The sequence below is a fragment of the Cedecea sp. Ae19-4 genome, assembly GCF_059801165.1.
The window spans coordinates 700,140-721,893 of record NZ_JBCHWG010000001.1; the positions used below are offsets into that span (position 1 = coordinate 700,140).

The following is a 21,754-nucleotide window of genomic DNA, read 5'->3' on the forward strand; positions in this document are numbered from 1 at the left end:
TTATGAGTGATTTTTCCCAGACAGTGCCTGAACTGGTTGCCTGGGCCAGGAAAAATGATTTTTCGATCTCGCTACCGACGGAGCGCCTGACGTTTTTGCTGGCCGTGGCCACCTTAAACGGCGAGCGCCTTGATGGCGAGCTGAGCGAGGGAGAGCTGATTGATGCGTTTCGTCACGTCAGCGATGGTTTTGAACAAACGAGCGAAACCATCAGCGTGCGCGCGAACAACGCCATCAACGATATGGTCCGTCAGCGTTTGCTCAATCGTTTTGTCAGCGAGCTAACCGAAGGCAATGCCATTTATCGCCTGACGCCTCTGGGGATTGGCATCACTGACTACTACATTCGCCAGCGTGAGTTTTCCACGCTGCGTCTGTCTATGCAGCTTTCTATCGTTGCGGGCGAGCTTAAGCGCGCCGCTGATGCGGCCGATGAAGATGGCGATGAATTTCACTGGCACCGCAATGTTTATGCGCCGCTCAAATATTCCGTAGCGGAGATTTTCGACAGTATCGATCTTACCCAGCGCATTATGGACGAGCAGCAGCAGCAGGTAAAAGATGACATTGCCCAACTGCTGAACAAAGACTGGCGGGCGGCGATTTCAAGCTGTGAACTGCTGTTGTCAGAGACATCCGGCACGCTACGTGAACTGCAGGATACGCTCGAAGCCGCGGGGGATAAGCTGCAGGCCAACCTGTTGCGCGTTCAGGACTCAACCCTGGGGCGCGACGATCTTCACTTTGTAGACCGCCTTGTGTTCGACCTGCAAAGCAAACTCGACCGCATTATCAGCTGGGGCCAGCAGGCTATTGACCTGTGGATTGGCTACGACCGCCACGTGCATAAATTTATCCGTACCGCTATCGATATGGATAAAAACCGCGTCTTTGCTCAGCGTCTGCGCCAGTCGGTGCAAAGCTACTTCGATGCGCCATGGGCGCTGACCTACTCCAGCGCCGATCGCCTGCTGGATATGCGTGACGAAGAGATGGCACTGCGGGATGAAGAGGTCACCGGCGAGTTGCCAAGTGAACTCGAGTTTGAAGAATTTAACGAAATTCGTGAACAGCTGGCGGCGCTGATTGAAGCGGCGCTGCAGGTCTACAAAACCCAACAAGCTCCTCTTGATTTGGGCGTTGTGGTACGTGACTACCTCGTGCAATACCCGCGCGCGCGTCACTTCGACGTGGCGCGTATTGTTGTAGACCAGGCGGTGCGTCTGGGCGTAGCGGAAGCGGATTTCACAGGATTGCCGGCTAAGTGGCAAACCATTAACGATTACGGAGCCAAGGTACAGGCGCATGTCATCAACAAATATTGAACAAGTGATGCCGGTTAAACTGGCACAGGCGCTGGCTAACCCTCTTTTTCCTGCGCTCGACAGCCAGCTGCGCGCCGGGCGTCATATTGGCCTCGAAGAGCTGGACAACCACGCCTTCTTGATGGATTTCCAGGAATATCTGGAAGAGTTTTACGCGCGCTATAACGTGGAACTCATCCGTGCGCCAGAAGGATTTTTCTATCTGCGTCCACGTTCCACCACGCTAATCCCTCGTTCTGTGCTCTCCGAGCTGGATATGATGGTAGGCAAAATTCTGTGCTACCTCTACCTCAGCCCGGAACGCCTGGCCAACGAAGGGATCTTCACCCAGCAGGAGCTTTATGACGAGCTGCTAACGCTGGCGGATGAAAACAAGCTGCTGAAGCTGGTGAACAACCGCTCCACCGGGTCCGACCTTGACCGACAAAAGCTGCAGGAGAAAGTGCGTGCTTCACTGACTCGCCTGCGCCGTCTCGGCATGATCTGGTTTATGGGCCACGACAGCAGTAAATTCCGCATCACCGAATCGGTCTTCCGCTTCGGCGCCGATGTGCGCACCGGCGATGACCCGCGCGAAGCTCAGCTGCGCATGATTCGCGACGGCGAAGCCATGGCGGTCGAAAGTCGCCTGCAGCTCAATGATGAGAGCGATGAGCCACAACCAGGACTGGATAACGCGGAGGATGAACAAGAATGATTGAACGCGGAAAATTTCGCTCGCTGACGCTGGTTAACTGGAACGGTTTCTTCGCGCGTACCTTCGATCTCGATGAGCTGGTCACCACGCTTTCCGGGGGCAACGGGGCGGGTAAGTCCACCACTATGGCGGCTTTCGTCACGGCGCTTATCCCGGACTTAACCTTGCTGCACTTCCGTAACACCACGGAGGCGGGGGCCACCTCAGGCTCTCGCGATAAAGGTCTTCACGGCAAGCTGAAAGCCGGCGTGTGTTACTCCACGCTGGACGTCATCAACTCGCGCCATCAGCGCGTTGTGGTGGGGGTTCGTCTGCAGCAGGTCGCCGGGCGCGACCGTAAAGTCGATATTAAACCCTTTGCAATTCAGGGCTTGCCAACCTCGATTCAGCCGACGCAGTTACTGACTGAAACGCTGAATGAACGTCAGGCTCGCGTACTCAGCCTGCAGGAGCTTAAGGATAAAGTTGAAGCCATTGAAGGCGTGCAGTTCAAACAGTTCAACTCCATTACCGACTACCACTCGCTGATGTTCGATCTGGGCATTGTTGCCCGTCGCCTGCGCAGCGCCGCAGACCGTAGCAAATACTATCGCCTGATTGAAGCCTCGCTGTACGGCGGTATTTCCAGCGCGATCACCCGTTCCCTGCGTGATTACCTGCTGCCGGAAAACGGCGGCGTGCGTAAAGCCTTCCAGGACATGGAAGCGGCGCTGCGTGAAAACCGCATGACGCTGGAAGCGATTCGCGTCACCCAGTCCGACCGTGATTTGTTTAAGCACTTAATCTCGGAAGCGACTGACTATGTGGCGGCAGACTACATGCGCCACGCCAACGAACGACGTATCCACCTGGATAAAGCGCTGGAATTTCGTCGCGAACTGTTGATTAGCCGCCAGCAGCTGGCCGCCGAACAATATAAGCACGTTGATATGGCGCGCGAGCTGGGTGAACACAGCGGTGCGGAAGGCGATCTGGAAACGGATTACCAGGCCGCAAGCGATCACCTGAATCTGGTGCAAACGGCGATTCGCCAGCAGGAAAAGATCGAGCGCTACGAAGCTGACCTCGACGAGCTGCAAATTCGTCTTGAAGAGCAAAATGAGATCGTTGCCGAAGCGCACGAGCAGCAGGAAGAAAACGAGGCCCGGGCCGAAGCCGCCGAGCTGGAAGTGGATGAGCTGAAGAGTCAGCTTGCCGATTATCAGCAGGCGCTGGATGTGCAGCAGACCCGTGCGATTCAGTATCAGCAGGCGCTTCAGGCGCTGGAGCGTGCTCGTGAGCTTTGCCATCTGCCGGATTTAACCGCCGACAGCGCAGATGAATGGCTGGACACTTTCAAAGCGAAAGAGATCGAGGCAACCGACAAGCTGCTGTCTCTTGAACAGAAAATGAGCGTAGCTCAGGCGGCGCATAGCCAGTTCGAACATGCTTACCAACTGGTAACGGCGATCAGTGGCCCGGTGAGCCGCAGCGAAGCCTGGGACACCGCGCGTGAATTACTGCGCGACAGTAGCAACCAGCGCCATCTGGCCGAACAGGTCCAGCCGCTGCGTATGCGCCTCAACGAGCTGGAACAGCGCCTGCGAGAACAGCAGGAAGCTGAGCGCTTGCTCGCTGACTTCTGTAAACGCCAGGGCAAACAGTTCGATCCGGAAGAGCTTGAAGCGCTGCATGAGGAGCTGGAAGAGCGCATCGGCGCGCTGCAGCAAACCGTAGCCGAAGCAAGCGAGCAGCGCATGGCGCTGCGTCAGGAACTGGAACAAATTCAGGCCAGCATCAAAACGCTGAACCTGCGCGCGCCAAGATGGATTGCGGCGCAAACCAGCCTGACTCAGCTGTGCGAGCAAAGCGGCGAGCAGTTCGAAGCCAGCCAGCAGGTGACTGAGTACATGCAGCAACTGCTGGAGCGCGAGCGCGAATCCACCGTTGAGCGTGACGAAGTCGGGGCGCGTAAACGTGCCGTAGATGACGAAATTGAACGCCTCAGCCAGCCTGGCGGTGCCGAAGACCCGCGCCTCAACGCGCTGGCCGAACGTTTTGGCGGCGTGCTGCTGTCTGAAATTTATGACGATATCGGTCTCGAAGATGCACCGTACTTCTCCGCGCTGTATGGTCCATCCCGTCACGCCATCGTGGTGCCCGATCTTTCTTTAGTACGCGAACAGCTGGAAAATCTGGAAGATTGCCCGGAAGACCTGTACCTGATTGAAGGGGACCCGTCTTCGTTCGATGACAGCGTGTTTACCGTTGAAGAGATGGGTACGGCGGTACTCGTCAAAACCGCTGAACGCCAGTGGCGCTATTCGCGTCTGCCGGAGCTGCCGCTGTTTGGCCGTGCCGCGCGTGAAAACCGCCTTGAAGCGCTGCATAACGAACGTGAGTCACTGGCCGAGCGCTTCGCCACGCTTTCTTTCGATGTGCAGAAAAACCAGCGCCTGCACCAGTCGTTTAGCCGCTTTATCGGCCAGCATCTGGGCGTGGCGTTTGAAGACGATCCTGAGGCGGAAATTCGCCACCTCAACAGCCGTCGCGGCGAGATTGAGCGGGCGATCAACAACCACGAAAATGACAATCAGCAGCAGCGCCAGCAGTTTGAGCAGGCAAAAGAGGGCGTGGCCCAGCTTAACCGCCTGTTGCCGCGCATTAGCCTGCTGAATGACGAAACGCTGGCCGATCGCTGCGATGAAATCCAGGAGCGCCTGGATGAAGCCGAAGAATCCGCTCGTTTTATTCACCAGCACGGCAACCAGTTAATCAAACTGGAAGGCGTTGCCAGCGTGCTGCAGAGCGACCCTGAACAGTTCGAGCAGCTTAAAGACGACTACGCTCACGCGCAGCAAATACAGCGTGATGCACGTCAGCGCGCGTTTGCGCTGACCGAAGTCGTGCAGCGTCGCGCCCACTTCAGCTACAGCGATTCTGCCGCTATGCTGGACGGCAACAGCGACCTGAATGAGAAGCTGCGCCAGCGTCTGGAACAGGCTGAAGTGGAGCGGACGCGTTCCCGTGAAGCGCTGCGCCAGCATGCCCAGCAGCTGGGTCAGTACAACCAGCTTCTGGCGTCGCTGAAAAGTTCGTTTGATACCAAAAAAGAACTGCTGACGGATCTGCATAAAGAGCTGCAGGATATCGGCGTTCGTGCAGATACCGGGGCTGAGGAAAGAGCACGTGCGCGCCGCGATGAGCTGCATACCGCGCTCAGCAACAACCGCTCGCGCCGTAATCAGCTTGAGAAGCAGCTGACTTACTGCGAAGCGGAGATGAACAACCTGACCCGCAAGCTGAAGCAGCTGGAGCGTAGTTACTTTGAAATGCGCGAGCAGGTTGTGACGGCGAAAGCAGGCTGGTGCGCGGTCATGCGTATGGTGAAAGACAACGGCGTTGAGCGCCGCCTGCATCGTCGTGAGCTGGCTTATCTCTCCGGGGACGATCTGCGCTCCATGTCGGATAAGGCGTTGGGTGCACTGCGCCTGGCGGTGGCCGACAACGAACATCTGCGTGACGTACTTCGTCTGTCGGAAGATCCTAAGCGCCCTGAACGTAAGATCCAGTTCTTCGTCGCGGTTTATCAGCATCTGCGCGAGCGTATTCGCCAGGACATCATTCGTACCGACGATCCGGTTGAAGCCATCGAACAGATGGAAATCGAACTGAGTCGCCTGACGGAAGAGCTGACTTCACGCGAGCAGAAACTGGCGATCAGCTCCCGCAGCGTGGCGAACATCATTCGCAAGACGATCCAGCGCGAGCAGAACCGTATTCGCATGCTCAACCAGGGCCTGCAAAGCGTCTCCTTCGGCCAGGTGAAGAGCGTTCGTCTGAACGTCAACGTGCGCGAGGCTCACGCAACGCTGCTGAACGTACTTTCCGAGCAGCATGAGCAGCATCAGGATCTGTTCAACAGCAATCGCCTGACCTTCTCCGAAGCGCTGGCGAAGCTTTATCAGCGCCTTAACCCGCAGATCGACATGGGCCAGCGCACGCCGCAGACCATCGGCGAAGAGCTGCTGGATTACCGTAACTACCTGGAAATGGAAGTTGAGGTAAACCGTGGTTCAGACGGCTGGCTGCGTGCAGAGAGCGGGGCGTTGTCCACCGGGGAAGCAATCGGGACCGGGATGTCTATCCTGGTGATGGTTGTTCAGAGCTGGGAAGATGAGTCGCAGCGCCTGCGTGGGAAAGACATTTCCCCTTGCCGCCTGCTGTTCCTTGACGAAGCGGCGCGACTGGATGCCAAGTCCATCGCCACGCTGTTTGAGCTGTGTGAACGTCTGGAAATGCAATTAATTATTGCGGCTCCAGAAAACATCAGCCCGGAAAAAGGCACCACCTATAAGCTGGTGCGTAAGGTCTTCCAGAACAGCGAGCACGTTCACGTTGTTGGCCTGCGTGGCTTTGCGGCTCCGGCGCTGCCAGAGCCGCAGCAGGGTTCGGAAACGGCGGACGCCTCGTAAACCAGCGCTACTGGATGCGATATTATCAAGCGGGCTAAGGCCCGCTTTTTCTTTGTCGCGAACAGTCTTAATCTTTAATTTTCTTTACATTTTGTCAGGCAAATGGTTTTTACTGTTTATATACTAGTGGTGAATACTTCCCGCCTTTGACGGTGAGCACAGTAATAAACAGGGGGCAAGGGATGTTGCTTAGAAAAGCTAAAGATTTTCGATTATCGGCAGTCGGTTACTGCCTGGCGCTCAGTTTCGCTCCGCTGTTTGTGGCCAAGGCCGACGAGCCTGCCGTCGTTCCCTCCGACAGTTCTGCTTTCCAGACCGATCGGCCCACGGAACTCAATCAGCCTTTGGCGCAGTCTACGGCGACGGCCACGATGGCCGGAACTTTGCCAACAAACACCTCCACGATGTCGGCGGCACAAAGCCGGTCGCAGCTTATTGCGGGCCTGCCTGCGGGCTACACGCCGGTTTATCTCAACGCCCTGTCGGCCTTCTATGCTGCGCGTGACATGAAGCCGATGTGGGAAAACCGCGATGCGGTTAAAGCCTTTCAGCAACAGCTGGCGGAAGTGGCCATTGCCGGAATACAGCCGCAGTTTAACCAGTGGGTTGAGCTGTTGACCGATCCCGCAGTGACCGGTATGGCACGCGATGTGGTGCTTTCCGACGCCATGATGGGTTACCTGCAGTTCGTTTCGGGCATCCCGATTGACGGCAATCGCTGGCTTTATAGCAGCACGCCTTACAAGTTAAAAACGCCGCCCCTGTCGGTGATTAACCAGTGGCAGGTCGCCGTTGATCAGGGTTCTCTGGTGAACTTTATCGACAGCCTTGCGCCTCAGCATCCGCAGTATGCCCAGCTGCATCAGTCGCTGATTCATCTGTTGGCTGATACCCGTCCGTGGCCGCAGATGGCCGGCAAAGAGACCTTAAGACCAGGGCAGTGGAGCAACGATGTGGGGGCGCTGAGAGAAATTCTTGCCCGAACCGGCATGCTTCAGGACAAGCCATCGGGGGTGACCAGCGTGGCTGATGTCACCGTAAGCCCGTCCGCGATTAACGTCGAGGACGCGTCTCCTCAGGCTGGCAAGAAAAAATCTCAGGTTGCCGCCCGCGGCGTTTATAGCCGAGATCTGGTCGATGGCGTGAAACGCTTCCAGCAATGGCAAGGGTTAGGCTCGGACGGTGCGATTGGCCAACTGACGCGCGACTGGCTTAACGTCACGCCTCAGCAGCGTGCAGCCCTGGTAGCATTGAATATTCAACGTTTACGCCTGCTGCCGGACAAACTTGAAACCGGCATTATGGTGAACATTCCTAACTATTCGCTGGTGTATTACCTCAACGGCAATGAAGCCCTGGCTTCTCGCGTTATCGTTGGGCGTCCGGATCGTAAAACCCCGATGATGAGCAGCGCGCTGAACAACGTTGTGGTTAACCCACCGTGGAACGTGCCGCCAACGCTGGCGCGAAAAGATATTTTGCCAAAGGTTCGCCAGAATCCGGGTTACCTGGAACAGCACGGCTATAGCGTGATTCGCGGCTGGAGCAACAATGCGGAGATGATCGATCCGTGGCGCGTAGACTGGTCGACGATCACCGAGAATAATCTGCCGTTCCGCTTCCAGCAGAAGCCCGGCACGCAGAACTCGCTTGGGCGCTACAAGTTCAATATGCCGAGTTCTGACGCCATCTACCTGCACGACACGCCCAATCATAACCTCTTCCAGAAGGATGCAAGGGCGCTGAGTTCAGGCTGTGTACGCGTCAACAAGGCGTCTGAGCTGGCAAATATGCTGTTGCAGGATGCCGGATGGAATGATTCCCGTATATCCAGTACCTTGCAGGAAGGGAACACTAAATACGTCAATATCCGTCATAACACTCCGGTTAATCTGTACTATCTGACCGCTTTTGTCGGAAAAGATGGCCGCACCGAATTTCGTACAGATATTTACAATTATGATCTCACCGCGCGATCTGGCGCACAAAACCTCGCAAAAGCCGGGTTATTAATCCGCTAAACGCAACATTTCTAATGAATTAGTGGTCGTAGAAAATGTAAAACGCAGCCGGGCCCTCTGCAGGGCCCGCCGTTGCTGGGTTTTATCGTGCCTTGACTCCCCGGATTCGGGCAGCTATGGTGCGATGGCTGTGCGCAAAAGTGCATATTAAACCATCATTTTATTACCTGTAGACCTGGATATCATGGACAAATTTGACGCTAATCGCCGCAAGCTACTGGCTTTGGGGGGCGTGGCTTTCGGTGCCGCTCTCATGCCTTTGCCGTCGTTTGCCACCCTCTCGACACCACGCCCGCGTATTTTGACTCTCAATAACCTGCATACTGGAGAGTCACTGAAAGCTGAGTTTTTTGATGGCAGAGGCTATATTCAGGATGAATTAGCAAGACTTAATCATTTCTTCCGGGACTACCGGGCGAACAAGATTAAATCCATCGATCCTTCCCTGTTCGACCAACTCTATCGCCTGCAGGGGCTTTTGGGGACTAACAAACCGGTCCAGCTGGTTTCCGGCTACCGTTCCATCGACACCAATAATGAACTCCGTGCTCACAGCCGCGGTGTGGCGAAAAAAAGCTACCACACTAAAGGCCAGGCGATGGATTTCCATATTGAAGGCGTTTCGTTAAGCAATATTCGCAAAGCAGCATTATCTATGCGGGCAGGTGGTGTAGGATACTACCCCAGCAGCGACTTTGTGCATATTGATACCGGGCCGGTAAGGCACTGGTAAAACAACGGAATCCGGCTTTGTTGTCGGTAATGGAGCAGCATGAACTATCACATTATTCCGGTCACGGCTTTTGCCCAGAACTGTTCTCTTATTTGGTGCGAGGAAACGCAGCAGGCGGCGCTGGTGGATCCCGGCGGCGATGCGGCGCGCATTAAGCAAGAAGTGGCGCAAAAAGGCGTGCAGATTAGCCAAATTCTGTTGACGCATGGTCATCTCGATCACGTCGGCGCGGCGGCTGAGCTGGCGGCACATTACGGCGTGCCCGTTGTGGGGCCGGAAAAAGAAGATGAGTTCTGGCTGCAGGGACTGCCGCAGCAAAGCCGGATGTTTGGCCTCGACGAGTGTCAGCCTTTGACGCCGGACCGCTGGTTAAACGAAGGGGAATGTGTTTCCGTAGGGAATGTAACTTTACAGGTGTTGCATTGTCCGGGGCATACGCCTGGTCATATCGTTTTCTTCGATGCGGCCTCTCGTTTACTGGTTTCGGGCGATGTTATCTTTAAAGGCGGAGTGGGGCGCAGCGATTTCCCGCGTGGTGACCATGCGGCGTTGATTGATTCGATCAAACGTAAGCTGCTGCCGCTGGGGGATGATGTGACCTTTATTCCCGGCCACGGCCCAATGTCTACGCTGGGCTATGAACGCCTGCATAATCCGTTTTTGCAGGATGAGCAGCCGGTCTGGTAAAACTGGTTTCCAATAAACAAAGAGCCGCTTATGCGGCTCTTTTGCTATGCGTGGTGATTACAGCACGGCAACGATGGCTTCGCACAGCGGCGCCATGTTATCCGGCGTCATGCCCGCCACGTTAACGCGGCCAGATGCGACGGCGTAAACGCCAAACTCTTCACGCAGGCGGAGAACCTGTTCTTTGGTCAGGCCGCTGAACGAGAACATCCCGTTCTGGTTAATGATGAAGCTGAAGTCGCGGTTGGCGCCTTTCTCCTGCAGGGTATTCACAAACAGCTGACGCATGCGGTGAATGCGCTGACGCATATCGGTCAACTCTTGTTCCCACATGGTACGCAGCGCGTCGTTGCTCAGAATAGTCGCCACAACGGAGGCACCGTGTGCCGGTGGGTTGGAGTAGTTGGCACGAATAACCGATTTCACCTGGCTGAATGAACGGTCAGCGGTGTCGGCATCGGCGGCAACCAGTGTGAATGCACCCACGCGTTCGTTATACAAACCGAAGTTCTTGGAGTAGGAGCTGGCCACCAGCAGTTCTTTGTGGCCGGCTGCGAAAAGACGCAGGCCTTCGGCATCTTCTTCCAGACCACGAGCAAAGCCCTGGTAAGCAAAGTCAAACAGCGGCAGCCAGCCTTTGGCCAGCGACATCTCCGCCAGCGTTTTCCACTGTTCGGCGGTAGGATCGATCCCGGTTGGGTTATGGCAGCAGCCGTGGAACAGCACCACGTCGCCGGCTTCCGCCGCCTGCAGGCTGGCCACCAGGCCATCAAAGTCCAGGCTGTGATTTTCCGCATCATAGTAGGCGTACTCTTTCACTTCCAGGCCAGCGGCGTTAAACACGCTTTTGTGGTTAGGCCAGCTTGGGTTACTCACCCAGACGCGTTTTGCTGAGGTGTTTTTCGCCAGGAAATCAGCGGCAACGCGCAGCGCACCGGTCCCGCCTGGGGTTTGCGCCGTACGGGCGCGTTTGTCGGCAATAAGCGCGTTGTTTTTACCGAACAGCAGCTCTTGCGTGCAGCGGCCAAACTCTGGAATACCATCAATGCCCAGATAGTTTTTGGTGGTCTCATTTTCCAGCAGATAAAGTTCAGCTTTCTTCACGCTGGTCAGGACAGGGGTTTTACCGGTTTCGTCCTTATAGACCCCGATGCCGAGGTTAATTTTGGTTGGACGGTCGTCGGCGCGAAACAGGTCAGCCAGACCAAGAATAGGATCGGCAGGGGCAGCGGTAATGTTCTCAAACATGACGGGTTCCATTAGTGATATCGGGGGAAATCGCTTTCAGGTTAACTGCAGTTTTACGAATTGCCAACCGTTTGCGACAAAAAGAGACGGTTAGCGATAACATCGGGTTTATTCTACTTTTTTGCCATAAAAAAACAGGGCCGAAGCCCTGTTTTTAAACATTTCAGACAAACAAATGGCTGAAATTAGAACTGGTAAACGATACCAACCGCAACGGTGTCGTCGTCGCTCAGGCCCAGCTTGTTGTTTTTGTCCAGCTGGTTAATCTGGTAGTCAACGTAGGTAGACATGTTTTTGTTGAAGTAGTAGGTTGCGCCGATATCAATGTAGTTGATGTAGTCTTCGCTGCCGATACCTTCAACATCTTTCGCTTTAGATTTGTAGTAAGCGATGGATGGACGCAGACCGAAATCGAACTGGTACTGTGCTACAACGGAGAAGTCCTGAGTTTTGTTCAGGTAGCCTTTTGTGCCGTTGATTTTCAGACGAGTTGCGTTGTGGGTTTCACCGTACAGCGCGGCCAGGTAGATGTTGTTCGCGTCATATTTCAGGCCGGTTGCCCACTGCTCAGCTTTACCGTTGCCGTTGCCGTATTTCAGGTTGTTCTGCGTTGCCAGACGGTTAGCCGCGCCGTATGCGCCGACAACACCGAAACCATCAGCGGTGTAGCTCGCGGAGGTCGCCCAGCCGTCACCGTTTGAACGGATGACATCGTCAGTGCTGTTGTTTCCACGATCGTTTTTACCCAGGTACTGAACGCCGAAGTCCAGACCGTCAACCAGGCCGAAGAAGCTGTGGTTACGGTAAGTGGCCAGGCCACCGTTACGACCGGAGAAGAAGTTGTCGCTTGCGCCAGTATCGCCACCGAACTCTGGCAGCATGTCGGTCACGCCGATTGCGTCGTAAACCAGGCCGTAGTTACGACCGTAGTCGAAGGAGCCTGCGTCACCGAATTTCAGACCTGCGAAGGCCAGACGGGTTTTATTACCAGCCTGAGAGTCAGAACCGCCCTCAGAGTTGCTGCCGCTGAATTGATATTCCCACTGGCCGTAACCGGTCAGCTGGCTGTTGATCTGGGTTTCGCCTTTGAAGCCCAGACGAGCGTAAGTCTGGTCACCGGTGCCATTTGGGCCGTCGGTTTTACCGAAATAGTGCAGACCTACAGCTTTGCCGTACAGGTCAACTTTGTTGCCGTCTTTGTTATAGATTTCTGCAGCGTTAGCTGCACCGGCTACCAGCAGAGCAGGGATAACCACTGCCAGAATATTGCGCTTCATCATTATTTATTACCCTCATTGTGGTTTTTATGGACACCTGCCACTGCCGTCAATAATTCTTTACGGAACTATTGATGATAGTTTGGTGTCTTTCTGTATCTGTCAGGCATCTTTCCATCCATGAAACCGTTTCGCTAGCCTGAAAGTGCTACAAATGCGCACATTGAGTTTCAAAAAGAAAATATGTGTAACTAAATATTAATTTTAGGGAACTTTGTGAACCATTTCAAATTTCATTCTTAGCGCAACAAAAATGCTTCGCTTGTTAACATATATATATGAATTACTTATGTTTAATCCGCATAAGCTCAGTGAATGGGTATTTCATGCTCACAATTGTTCATTTTTTGACTTGTTTTTGGATGTCCAGATGTCTGTGTGAAAAGTGAACGATTGTGCTATGCCCAGCACCGATTTGAAATGCGAGCAAACTTAAGCGCAATTTTTGTTAAAGAGTGTGAGATAGAAACAGTTGGTAACCGGGCAGTCGGGAATGGAGGTTGAAATTGACGTTTGCTTAATGAGCGTTGAAGAAAATAGACCTTTTATTCTCAAATGTAAAAAAGGCCAGCGAAAAGCTGGCCTTTGGTTTTGTTGGCTTAGAAGCTGGCGTTACGTGGGGTACGTGGGAACGGAATCACGTCGCGCACGTTCTGAACGCCGGTAACATAGGCGATCAGACGCTCAAAGCCCAGGCCGAAACCGGAATGCGGCACGGTGCCGTAGCGGCGTAGGTCGCGGTACCACCAGTAATCTTCTTTATTCAGACCCATTTCAGCCATGCGCGCATCCAGCACATCCAGACGTTCTTCACGCTGGGAACCACCGATGATTTCACCGATGCCTGGCGCCAGGACGTCCATCGCGGCAACGGTCTTACCGTCTTCGTTAAGGCGCATATAGAAAGCTTTGATGTCTTTCGGGTAGTTTTTCACCACCACCGGTGCCTTGAAGTGCTGCTCGGCCAGGTAACGCTCGTGCTCGGAGGAGAGATCGACGCCCCAGTAAACCGGGTTTTCGAACTTATGCCCACAGTTCAGCAAGATGTCGACCGCATCGGTGTAGTTCACCTGCGCGAAGTCTGCGGAGATGAAACGTTCGAGACGCTCAATGGCCTCTTTGTCCACGCGCTCGGCAAAGAACTTCATGTCATCCATGCGTTCTTCCAGAACAGCCTTAAAGACGTACTTGAGCATCGCTTCGGCCAGACCGGCAACGTCGTCCAGATCGGCAAAGGCGACTTCCGGTTCCAGCATCCAGAATTCCGCCAGGTGGCGGCTGGTGTTGGAGTTTTCTGCACGGAAGGTTGGCCCGAAGGTATAAACCTTGGACAGCGCGCTCGCGTAGGTTTCGCCGTTCAGCTGGCCGGAAACGGTCAGGAAGGCTTCTTTCCCGAAGAAGTCTTTATCAAAATCGACTTTGCCTTCTGCGGTGCGAGGCAGGTTTTCCAGATCCAGCGTTGAAACGCGGAACATCTCACCGGCGCCTTCGGTGTCCGAAGCGGTGATCAGCGGAGTAGAGACCCAGAAATAACCGTTTTCATGGAAGAAGCGATGCAGCGCCTGAGCCAGCGTGTGACGAACGCGAGCCACGGCACCAATCATGTTGGTACGCGGACGCAGGTGAGCAACTTCGCGGAGGTATTCGATGCTGTGGCGTTTGGCCGCCATCGGGTAAGTATCCGGATCGTCAACCCAGCCGGTCACTTCAACTTTGGTAGCCTGAAGTTCGAATGCCTGGCCCTGGCCCTGAGACTCGACCACCTTGCCGGTCACAATCACGGAGCAGCCGGTGGTCAGGCGCAGCACGTCTTCATTGTAATTGGGCAGAGAATTATTAATGACGGCCTGTACAGGATCAAAGCAGGAACCGTCGTAGACGGCGAGGAAGGAGATACCAGCTTTTGAATCTCTTCGAGTACGTACCCACCCGCGCACGGTGACTTCGCTGTCAACGGCGGCACGGCCCTGGAGTACGTCGGCTACAGGCACAACGCTCATAGTTTTCTCTCTATTAAATGGTCAATGACAAAAAAAATAGTAACCCACAGATGGGGGTTATCTATGTTACCTGTCGCGCGCCATCAGACAAGCAGAATTAGCGTTACTGATGAAGAAATAAAGGAATGAGAGAAGGGCGGTGAATAGCGAAGCGGCTATTCACCGATTATCGCTGAATCAGCTGGCTTTTTTAACCAGCGGAAGGTCAAAGGCTTTGCGCAGTGCCCGAACAAAGGCTTTGTCGTGGCAGATGGTTTTTCCCGGGCTATCCGAAAGCTTAGCCACCGGCTTACCGTTGCACTCCACGAGCTTAATCACGATGTTCAGCGGCTTAACCTGCGGAATGTCGCAGGTCAGGCGTGTGCCGATACCGAAGCTGAGGTTAACCCGGGATGAGAAGCGGCGGTAAAGCTCCACGGCTTTGTTTAAATCCAGGTTATCGGAAAATACCAACACTTTGCTTAACGGATCGATACCCAGCTTCTGGTAGTGGGCAATGGCTTTTTCTCCCCACTCAACCGGGTCACCGGAGTCATGGCGTAGTCCCTGGTAGCGCGTGGCAAACTCCTTGCCGAAATCACGCAGGAAGGCATCCATGGTGATGCAGTCAGTCAGGGCTATTCCTAGCTGGTCGGGATATTCGTCCAGCCACGCCTGCAGCGCTGCACGTTGGCTGTTAGCCAGGTCCGGGCTTATCTGCTGATGCGCCTGGAACCACTCGTGGGCCTGGGTGCCCATCGGCGTAAGATCAAGCCGGCGGGCCAGATCGTAGTTGCTGGTGCCGATAAACCACGGCTCCTGCTTGAGGCGCTCGACAATCGCCTGCTGCACTTCCCGAGAGAAACGGCGGCGGGTGCCGAAGTCCATCAGGCGGAAATGGGAAAGATCCAGCCCGGCGGTCAGCGTGTTAAATTCCTGCAGCTTAGTTTCCAGGTGATCCAGCGCCATTTTTGGCGTCACGCCGGGGGCGCGATGCTGGTGAACGACTTCACTGATTACCGCCAGCAGGGGAACTTCCCACATGATGACTTCCCGCCAGGGGCCACTTAGGCGGATATCCAGGTGACCATGATTATTGGTCACCTGAACCTGAGCAGGGTCATAGCGGAAGTCACGCAGCCAGTCGAGGTAATCGGCTTTGAAAAAGGGCAGGCTTTTCAGCCAGTGAAATTCTTCGTCGCTGAGGCGCAGGTGCTGCATAGCCGCGACCTGCTCACGAATAGCCTCGGCATGAATGCCCAGCAGGTCGTCGCCGCGGCAGCGGAATTCCGCTGCGACATTTACGTCGTAATAGCGGTGATAAACCGCTTGCTGCATATGAAGCTTATAGGCGTCAGTATCCAGAAGCGTTTGCAAAATCGGGGAAGCGTGTCGTGTCATGGCGCGTTTCAGCATCCTCTCACAGGAGCGTTTCCATCAGTCCGGGCAAATTAAGACGCGGGAGTATACCCTGATTATCTGTTTATTGAAGCAGGATCACAACAATAGGGGGGCAGCCTCTGGAGGGGGTTATGGCGTGATTAACGCCATAATACAGTTCAATGCATTGAATTAAATGGTGTTTAGAGTACTAAACAAAACGTGCGACATCCTTTTCTCGTTGAAATCACCGGCGGCGAATGGCCGCCGATGTTGACTGGCAGCTAACGAATGCGAAGACTGCCGTTCTCCGCTTTTTCACGCAGGGTGTGATTCAGCGATTGAAGTTGCTCGAGCGTCATCCTGCCCATATTCGTTGTGCCCGACCCCAGCAGCGCGTGACTGAATCTGGCGAGTGCGGATGCATCCAGATACAGCGCCTTCAGCCCGTGCTGTTTTTTTTCATTCGGGGTTGGGTTGATACGAATCAGCGCGTCTTTCGGTAACGCGACGTTTTGTACCCTACAGGCAAGCGTCAGCGTGGCAAGATCGGCCAGGGATTTCACTTCAATTTCTTTGAGCTTGCCGCCGTTAGCTGTCCCGCTCAGGGGATGGTTTTCAGCCTGGTAGTTAAACATCGAGGCGGTGTTGCTCAACGAATTATGGATGGTATGGGTTTTCAGGTTGTTCACCTTACTGAAGCCAAACACCAGCGGCAGGGTTTGCCCATCGTTGAGCAGATTCAGGAACGGTAATTTTCCGCCGATCATTTCATTTTCAATGCGCTTAAAGGCGTTACCGATCAGTTTCCGCGTTTGTTCCCCGGAAGGTGGGTGGCTGTTATCCACGAATTTGATATGCGCCGGGACGCCGGTTTGCTGCAGGATTTGCTCCGGCGTTTCCTTTTTTAGGCGATAGCCGTTATTCGACAAAAGACGCACCAGGCTGTCATACACCGCCTCTTCCAGATTATTGCTGCTTTTTAGCGTCAGCGTTGAGGCCGGGAAATGGCTGGCAGAAGAAGCATGATTGATGGCTTTGCTCAGCACGTACAGGTTCGAGCGCGTCTCCACCGTGGTGGGCTTGATGCCCAGTCCTTTGGCGTACACGCGCGGTTTCTGGCGAAGATTCTCACGCGTTTCAAATTTGTTGCTCGACTCCCGAGTTCGATCTGAGAAAAACACTTTTCCCTCCAGCGACTGTGAACCGCCTTTAGGATCGTTCACGCCGCCTTTCAGCGCGCCGCTGCGCAATATTTCAAAGCCCCAGGGAGAGCCATGAAAAGCTTCCGGCTTGATATAGCCCGACGGCGCACTGGGATTCAGCGAAGCCAAAAGGCTGTGGTAAAGCCGCGCCCGCGTAGCGCCGTCAATATCACGGCGGTTAGCCAGCGCATCCAGCGGTGAGTTTCCGTGCTGGTCCAGAGCGACGGGTTTATAACCCTGCTGCCTTAGCTTCTGGATGGTAGCAATATCGTTTTGGGCAACGGCCTGATGAAAAGCCATAGGGCCGGAAGGAGGAATACGCATATTAAGTTCTCTCAGGAGGAAGGGGCTGCATTGAGTGGCGTAGGAAAAGGAAGAGTTCCGTGCCGGAAGGTGCAGGAGAGAAGCGTAATACCGCATAAAGCGGTAAAAAATTTGGGCTATCGGCCGCCAAAGATGAAGATTCTGCGTAGCAACATTCCGGCAACAGGAATAGACTGAAGTTCGTTATCTTACGGACGATGTATAAGGTTTTTTATGACACAACAGCCACAAGCCAAATATCGCCACGACTATCGCGCGGCGGATTATACGATAACCGATATCGATTTGACCTTTGACCTTGATGCCGCAAAAACTCAGGTCACCGCAGTCAGCAAAATTGTCCGTCAGGGCGAAGCGGGCGCTCCGCTGCATCTTGATGGTGAAGACCTCACGCTGGTTTCCATTGCCGTAAACGGTAGCGCCTGGCCGCACTATCGCCAGGAAGATGGCGCGCTCATTCTGGAGCAGGTTCCTGACGCCTTCACGCTGACGATTGTGAACGAAATTAGCCCGGCAACCAACACCGCGCTTGAAGGGCTGTATCAATCCGGGGAAGCGTTATGTACCCAATGTGAAGCTGAAGGCTTCCACCACATCACCTGGTACCTGGACCGCCCGGACGTCCTGGCGCGCTTCACGACCAAAGTCATCGCCGACAAAAACAAATATCCGTATCTGCTGGCTAACGGCAACCGCATTGCCGAAGGCGAGCTGGAAAATGGCCGTCACTGGGTGCAGTGGCAGGATCCGTTCCCAAAACCTTGCTACCTGTTTGCGCTGGTGGCGGGTGATTTTGACGTCCTGCGCGACAGCTTCAAAACCCGTTCCGGCCGTAACGTTGCGCTGGAGCTGTTTGTTGACCGCGGGAATCTGGATCGCGCTGACTGGGCGATGACCTCGCTGAAGGCGTCTATGAAGTGGGATGAAACCCGTTTTGGCCTGGAGTATGACCTCGACATCTATATGATCGTCGCCGTCGACTTCTTCAATATGGGGGCGATGGAAAACAAAGGGCTGAATATCTTCAACTCGAAGTATGTCCTGGCCCGCGCCGAAACTGCGACTGACAAAGACTATCTCGACATTGAACGCGTCATCGGCCACGAGTATTTCCACAACTGGACCGGTAACCGCGTCACCTGCCGCGACTGGTTCCAGCTGAGCCTGAAAGAGGGGTTAACCGTCTTCCGTGACCAGGAGTTCAGCTCCGACCTGGGGTCTCGCGCAGTTAACCGTATTCAGAACGTGCGTACCATGCGCGCGATGCAGTTCGCCGAAGACGCCAGCCCGATGGCGCACCCGATCCGCCCGGACAAAGTTATCGAAATGAATAACTTCTATACCCTGACGGTGTATGAGAAGGGCTCAGAAGTGATTCGTATGCTGCACACGCTGCTGGGCGAAGAAAACTTCCAGAAGGGCATGCAGCTTTACTTTGAACGCCATGACGGCAGCGCGGCGACCTGCGATGACTTCGTGCAGGCGATGGAAGATGCGTCCAACGTTGACCTGTCTCATTTCCGCCGCTGGTACAGCCAGGCCGGGACGCCGGTTGTCACCGTGCGTGACGACTACAACCCGGAAACTGAGCACTACACGCTGACTATCAGCCAGATGACGCCGCCGACCGCTGAACAGCAGGAAAAACACCCGCTGCATATCCCGTTTGATATCGAGCTTTACGATAACGAAGGGAAGGTCATTCCGCTGCAGAAGGACGGTCACCCGGTGCACCACGTGCTGAACGTGACCCAGGCCGAACAGACCTTTGTTTTCGACAATGTCTACTTCCAGCCGGTGCCGTCTTTGCTGCGCGAATTCTCTGCGCCGGTGAAGCTCGAGTACAAATGGAGCGACCAGCAGCTGACGTTCCTGATGCGCCACGCGCGGAACGACTTCTCCCGTTGGGATGCGGCGCAAAGCCTGCTGGCAAACTACATCAAGATCAACGTGAACCGCAGCCAGCAAGGGCAGCCGCTTTCTCTGCCGCTGCACGTGGCTGACGCATTCCGCGCCATTCTGCTGGATGAGAAGATCGATCCGGCGCTCGCCGCGGAGATCCTGACGCTGCCTTCGCAGAATGAAATTGCCGAGCTGTTCCAGACCATCGATCCTATCGCCATTGCTGAAGTTCACGGGGCGCTGACCCGCACCCTCGCAGCAGAGCTGGCCGACGAGTTCCTGGCTATCTATAACGCCAATAAGCTCGACAGCTATCGCGTGGATCACGGTGATATCGGCAAGCGCGCGCTGCGCAACACTTGCCTGCGCTATCTGGCGTTTGGTGACGTTGAACTTGCTGAGCAACTGGTACGCGAGCAGTATCAGCAGGCGGACAATATGACCGATTCTATTGCCGCACTGTCCGCCGCGGTGGCCGCGCAGCTGCCATGCCGTGAAGCGCTGCTGGCTGAGTACGATGAGAAATGGCACAAAGATGGCCTGGTCATGGATAAGTGGTTTGTGCTGCAGGCGACCAGCCCGGGCAGCAACACGCTGGCGAAGGTTCGCGAGCTGCTGAACCACCGTTCTTTCAGCCTGGGCAACCCGAACCGCGTACGTTCTCTGATTGGCGCGTTTGCTTCAGCCAACCCGGCCGCGTTCCACGCCAAAGACGGCAGCGGCTACCAGTTTATGGTCGAGATGCTGACCGAGCTCAACAGCCGCAACCCGCAAATTGCCTCTCGTCTGGTAGAGCCGCTGATTCGCCTGAAGCGTTATGACGCCGAACGTCAGGCTAAGATGCGTGCCGCGCTGGAGCAGTTGAAAGGGTTGGAAAACCTGTCCGGGGATCTGTTCGAGAAGATTGCCAAAGCGCTGGCGTAATCTTTGCCCCTGGCCCTTTCAGGGATAGGGTATTAAATCAGCCGGTGCGCACCTGGCGCGCCGGCTCCTCAGAACCTCGTTTCATCACTCTGGCAAGCACTTCAGCCTCCAGCTCCGCTAGCTTCACCGATCCCAGGCGGCGCGGACGCGGTAAATCAACCGTCAGGTCCATGCCAATTTTCCCCTCTTCTATAAGCAACACGCGGTCGGCCATGGCGACGGCTTCGCTGACATCATGGGTGACCAAAAGCACGGTAAAGCCATGTTCCTGCCACAAAGAAACAATCAGCTCCTGCATATCAATACGCGTCAGGGCATCCAGCGCGCCCAGCGGTTCGTCGAGCAACAGCAGGCGCGGGCGATGGATGAGCGCCCTTGCCAACGCCACGCGTTGCTTTTGCCCGCCGGAAAGTGCCGCTGGCCACTCATTGGCCCGATTTTCAAGCCCAACGGCGGTGAGCGCCTGAAGAGCTGCGTCTCGCCAGTTATTTTTCAGCCCGAGCCCGACGTTATCTATCACCGTTTTCCACGGCAGCAGCCTGTCGTCCTGAAACATCAGCCGCGTATCATCCTGGCTGTCCCGCAGCGGTGCACTGCCTGCGAATAGCGCGCCGTGATTGGGTGTTTCCAGCCCGGTAAGCAGGCGCAGTAGGGTACTTTTGCCGCCGCCGCTGCGGCCGACCACCGCCACGAACTGCCCGGCGGGGATACGCAGCTCAAGCTGATTGAGAATGCTTTTATCGCCGTAGCGTTTGCTGACGCCGTTGAGCCACAGCGGCGTGCCCTGGTTCAGACGAGCAGTTGTCATACCGTCTCCTCCTTTAATTGATAAGCCGGATGCCAGCGTAACCAGACGCGTTCCAGCAGGCGGGCGCTGACATCGGCGAGTTTGCCCAGCAGCGCATACAGCACGATGGCCACCACCACCACGTCGGTTTGCAGGAACTCCCTGGCATTCATCGCCAGATAGCCAATCCCTGAATTTGCCGAGATCGTTTCGGCGACAATAAGCGTCAGCCACATCAGGCCTAAGGCAAAACGTACGCCGACCATAATGGACGGCAACGCACCCGGCAGAATGACGTGCACGAACAGGCTAAACCCGGAAAGGCCGTAGCTGCGCGCCATTTCCAGCAGGCCACGATCGATATTGCGGATGCCGTGCCAGGTATTGATGTAAATAGGAAACAGCGTCCCGAGCGCCACCAGAAAGATCTTGGCCGTCTCATCGATACCAAACCACAGGATCACCAGCGGGATCAGCGCCAGATGTGGAACGTTGCGCAGCATCTGAATAGAGCTGTCCAGCAGGCGTTCGCCCCATCGCGACAGGCCGCTAATCAGACCTAAGATCAGGCCCAGCGATCCGCCGATGCTGAAACCAATCACGGCACGCCAGGAGCTGATAGCCAGATGCTGCCAGAGTTCACCGCTGGCTGAGAGGCTCCAGAAAGCCAGCACGACGCCCTCGGGAGAGGGCAAAATACGGGTGGAAAGCCAGCCTGCAGACGAAGCTAATTGCCAGAGAAGCACAATCGCCACCGGCAGCGCCCAGGGGGCCAGGCGCAGCAAGACTCTGTGCACGGACGCTTGCATGG

Annotated in this window: 14 protein-coding genes; 7 read left to right on the forward strand and 7 right to left on the reverse strand. The window is 55.2% G+C overall.

Annotated features, from left to right (window positions below):
* The first annotated feature begins 2 nt into the window (after nt 1-2).
* The 6 genes from mukF (at nt 3) to AAIE02_RS03270 (ending at nt 9,917) form a co-directional block, all read left to right on the forward strand.
* Nucleotides 3-1,325: a chromosome partition protein MukF gene (gene mukF / locus AAIE02_RS03245; protein ID WP_008461196.1), complete on the forward strand. Its 1,323-nt coding sequence runs from the start codon at nt 3-5 to the stop codon at nt 1,323-1,325.
* Nucleotides 1,306-2,022: a chromosome partition protein MukE gene (gene mukE, locus AAIE02_RS03250; RefSeq protein ID WP_008461197.1), complete on the forward strand. Its 717-nt coding sequence runs from the start codon at nt 1,306-1,308 to the stop codon at nt 2,020-2,022. The genes mukF and mukE overlap by 20 nt, the downstream gene beginning before the upstream one ends.
* Complete coding sequence (mukB, locus tag AAIE02_RS03255; protein ID WP_008461199.1) at nt 2,019-6,476, forward strand: chromosome partition protein MukB; 4,458 nt, start codon at nt 2,019-2,021, stop codon at nt 6,474-6,476. The genes mukE and mukB overlap by 4 nt, the downstream gene beginning before the upstream one ends.
* A gap of 182 nt (nt 6,477-6,658) precedes the next feature.
* Complete coding sequence (gene ldtD / locus AAIE02_RS03260) at nt 6,659-8,497, forward strand: L,D-transpeptidase (protein WP_498531960.1); 1,839 nt, start codon at nt 6,659-6,661, stop codon at nt 8,495-8,497.
* Between the two features lie 184 nt (nt 8,498-8,681).
* Nucleotides 8,682-9,230, forward strand: a complete 549-nt coding sequence (gene mepK / locus AAIE02_RS03265) for a peptidoglycan L,D-endopeptidase MepK (protein WP_008461203.1) — start codon at nt 8,682-8,684, stop codon at nt 9,228-9,230.
* 39 nt (nt 9,231-9,269) lie between these two features.
* A complete protein-coding gene (locus AAIE02_RS03270) occupies nt 9,270-9,917 on the forward strand; it encodes an MBL fold metallo-hydrolase (RefSeq protein ID WP_008461206.1) in 648 nt (215 codons plus the stop codon).
* Between the two features lie 57 nt (nt 9,918-9,974).
* On the opposite strand, the gene AAIE02_RS03275 is transcribed toward AAIE02_RS03270, so the two are convergent.
* From AAIE02_RS03275 to AAIE02_RS03295, 5 genes are all read right to left on the reverse strand, one after another.
* Nucleotides 9,975-11,165, reverse strand: coding sequence for an amino acid aminotransferase (locus AAIE02_RS03275; RefSeq protein WP_336708483.1), 1,191 nt, complete (start codon nt 11,163-11,165; stop codon nt 9,975-9,977).
* 185 nt (nt 11,166-11,350) lie between these two features.
* Nucleotides 11,351-12,445: a porin OmpF gene (ompF, locus tag AAIE02_RS03280; RefSeq protein ID WP_336983271.1), complete on the reverse strand. Its 1,095-nt coding sequence runs from the start codon at nt 12,443-12,445 to the stop codon at nt 11,351-11,353.
* Between the two features lie 596 nt (nt 12,446-13,041).
* Nucleotides 13,042-14,442 carry an asparagine--tRNA ligase gene (gene asnS, locus AAIE02_RS03285; RefSeq protein WP_008461212.1) on the reverse strand — a complete coding sequence of 467 codons (1,401 nt, stop codon included), beginning with the start codon at nt 14,440-14,442 and terminating at the stop codon, nt 13,042-13,044.
* A gap of 177 nt (nt 14,443-14,619) precedes the next feature.
* A complete protein-coding gene (pncB, locus tag AAIE02_RS03290) occupies nt 14,620-15,822 on the reverse strand; it encodes a nicotinate phosphoribosyltransferase (RefSeq protein ID WP_166875399.1) in 1,203 nt (400 codons plus the stop codon).
* 263 nt (nt 15,823-16,085) lie between these two features.
* Nucleotides 16,086-17,330, reverse strand: a complete 1,245-nt coding sequence (locus tag AAIE02_RS03295; RefSeq protein WP_498531961.1) for a hypothetical protein — start codon at nt 17,328-17,330, stop codon at nt 16,086-16,088.
* A 213-nt stretch (nt 17,331-17,543) separates the two neighbouring features.
* Between AAIE02_RS03295 and pepN the strand changes: the two genes are divergently transcribed.
* Entirely contained in the window at nt 17,544-20,156 is a 2,613-nt protein-coding gene (gene pepN / locus AAIE02_RS03300) for an aminopeptidase N (protein WP_336708478.1), read from the forward strand.
* 37 nt (nt 20,157-20,193) lie between these two features.
* Here the strand turns inward: pepN and ssuB are convergent, their stop codons facing one another.
* Together ssuB and ssuC are read right to left on the reverse strand one after the other, a co-directional pair.
* Complete coding sequence (gene ssuB, locus AAIE02_RS03305; protein WP_498531962.1) at nt 20,194-20,964, reverse strand: aliphatic sulfonates ABC transporter ATP-binding protein; 771 nt, start codon at nt 20,962-20,964, stop codon at nt 20,194-20,196.
* The gene (gene ssuC, locus AAIE02_RS03310; RefSeq protein ID WP_166995520.1) at nt 20,961-21,752 is read right to left on the reverse strand and encodes an aliphatic sulfonate ABC transporter permease SsuC; all 792 of its coding nucleotides are present in this window, start codon (nt 21,750-21,752) and stop codon (nt 20,961-20,963) included. The genes ssuB and ssuC overlap by 4 nt, the downstream gene beginning before the upstream one ends.
* Nucleotides 21,753-21,754: the final 2 nt, after the last annotated feature.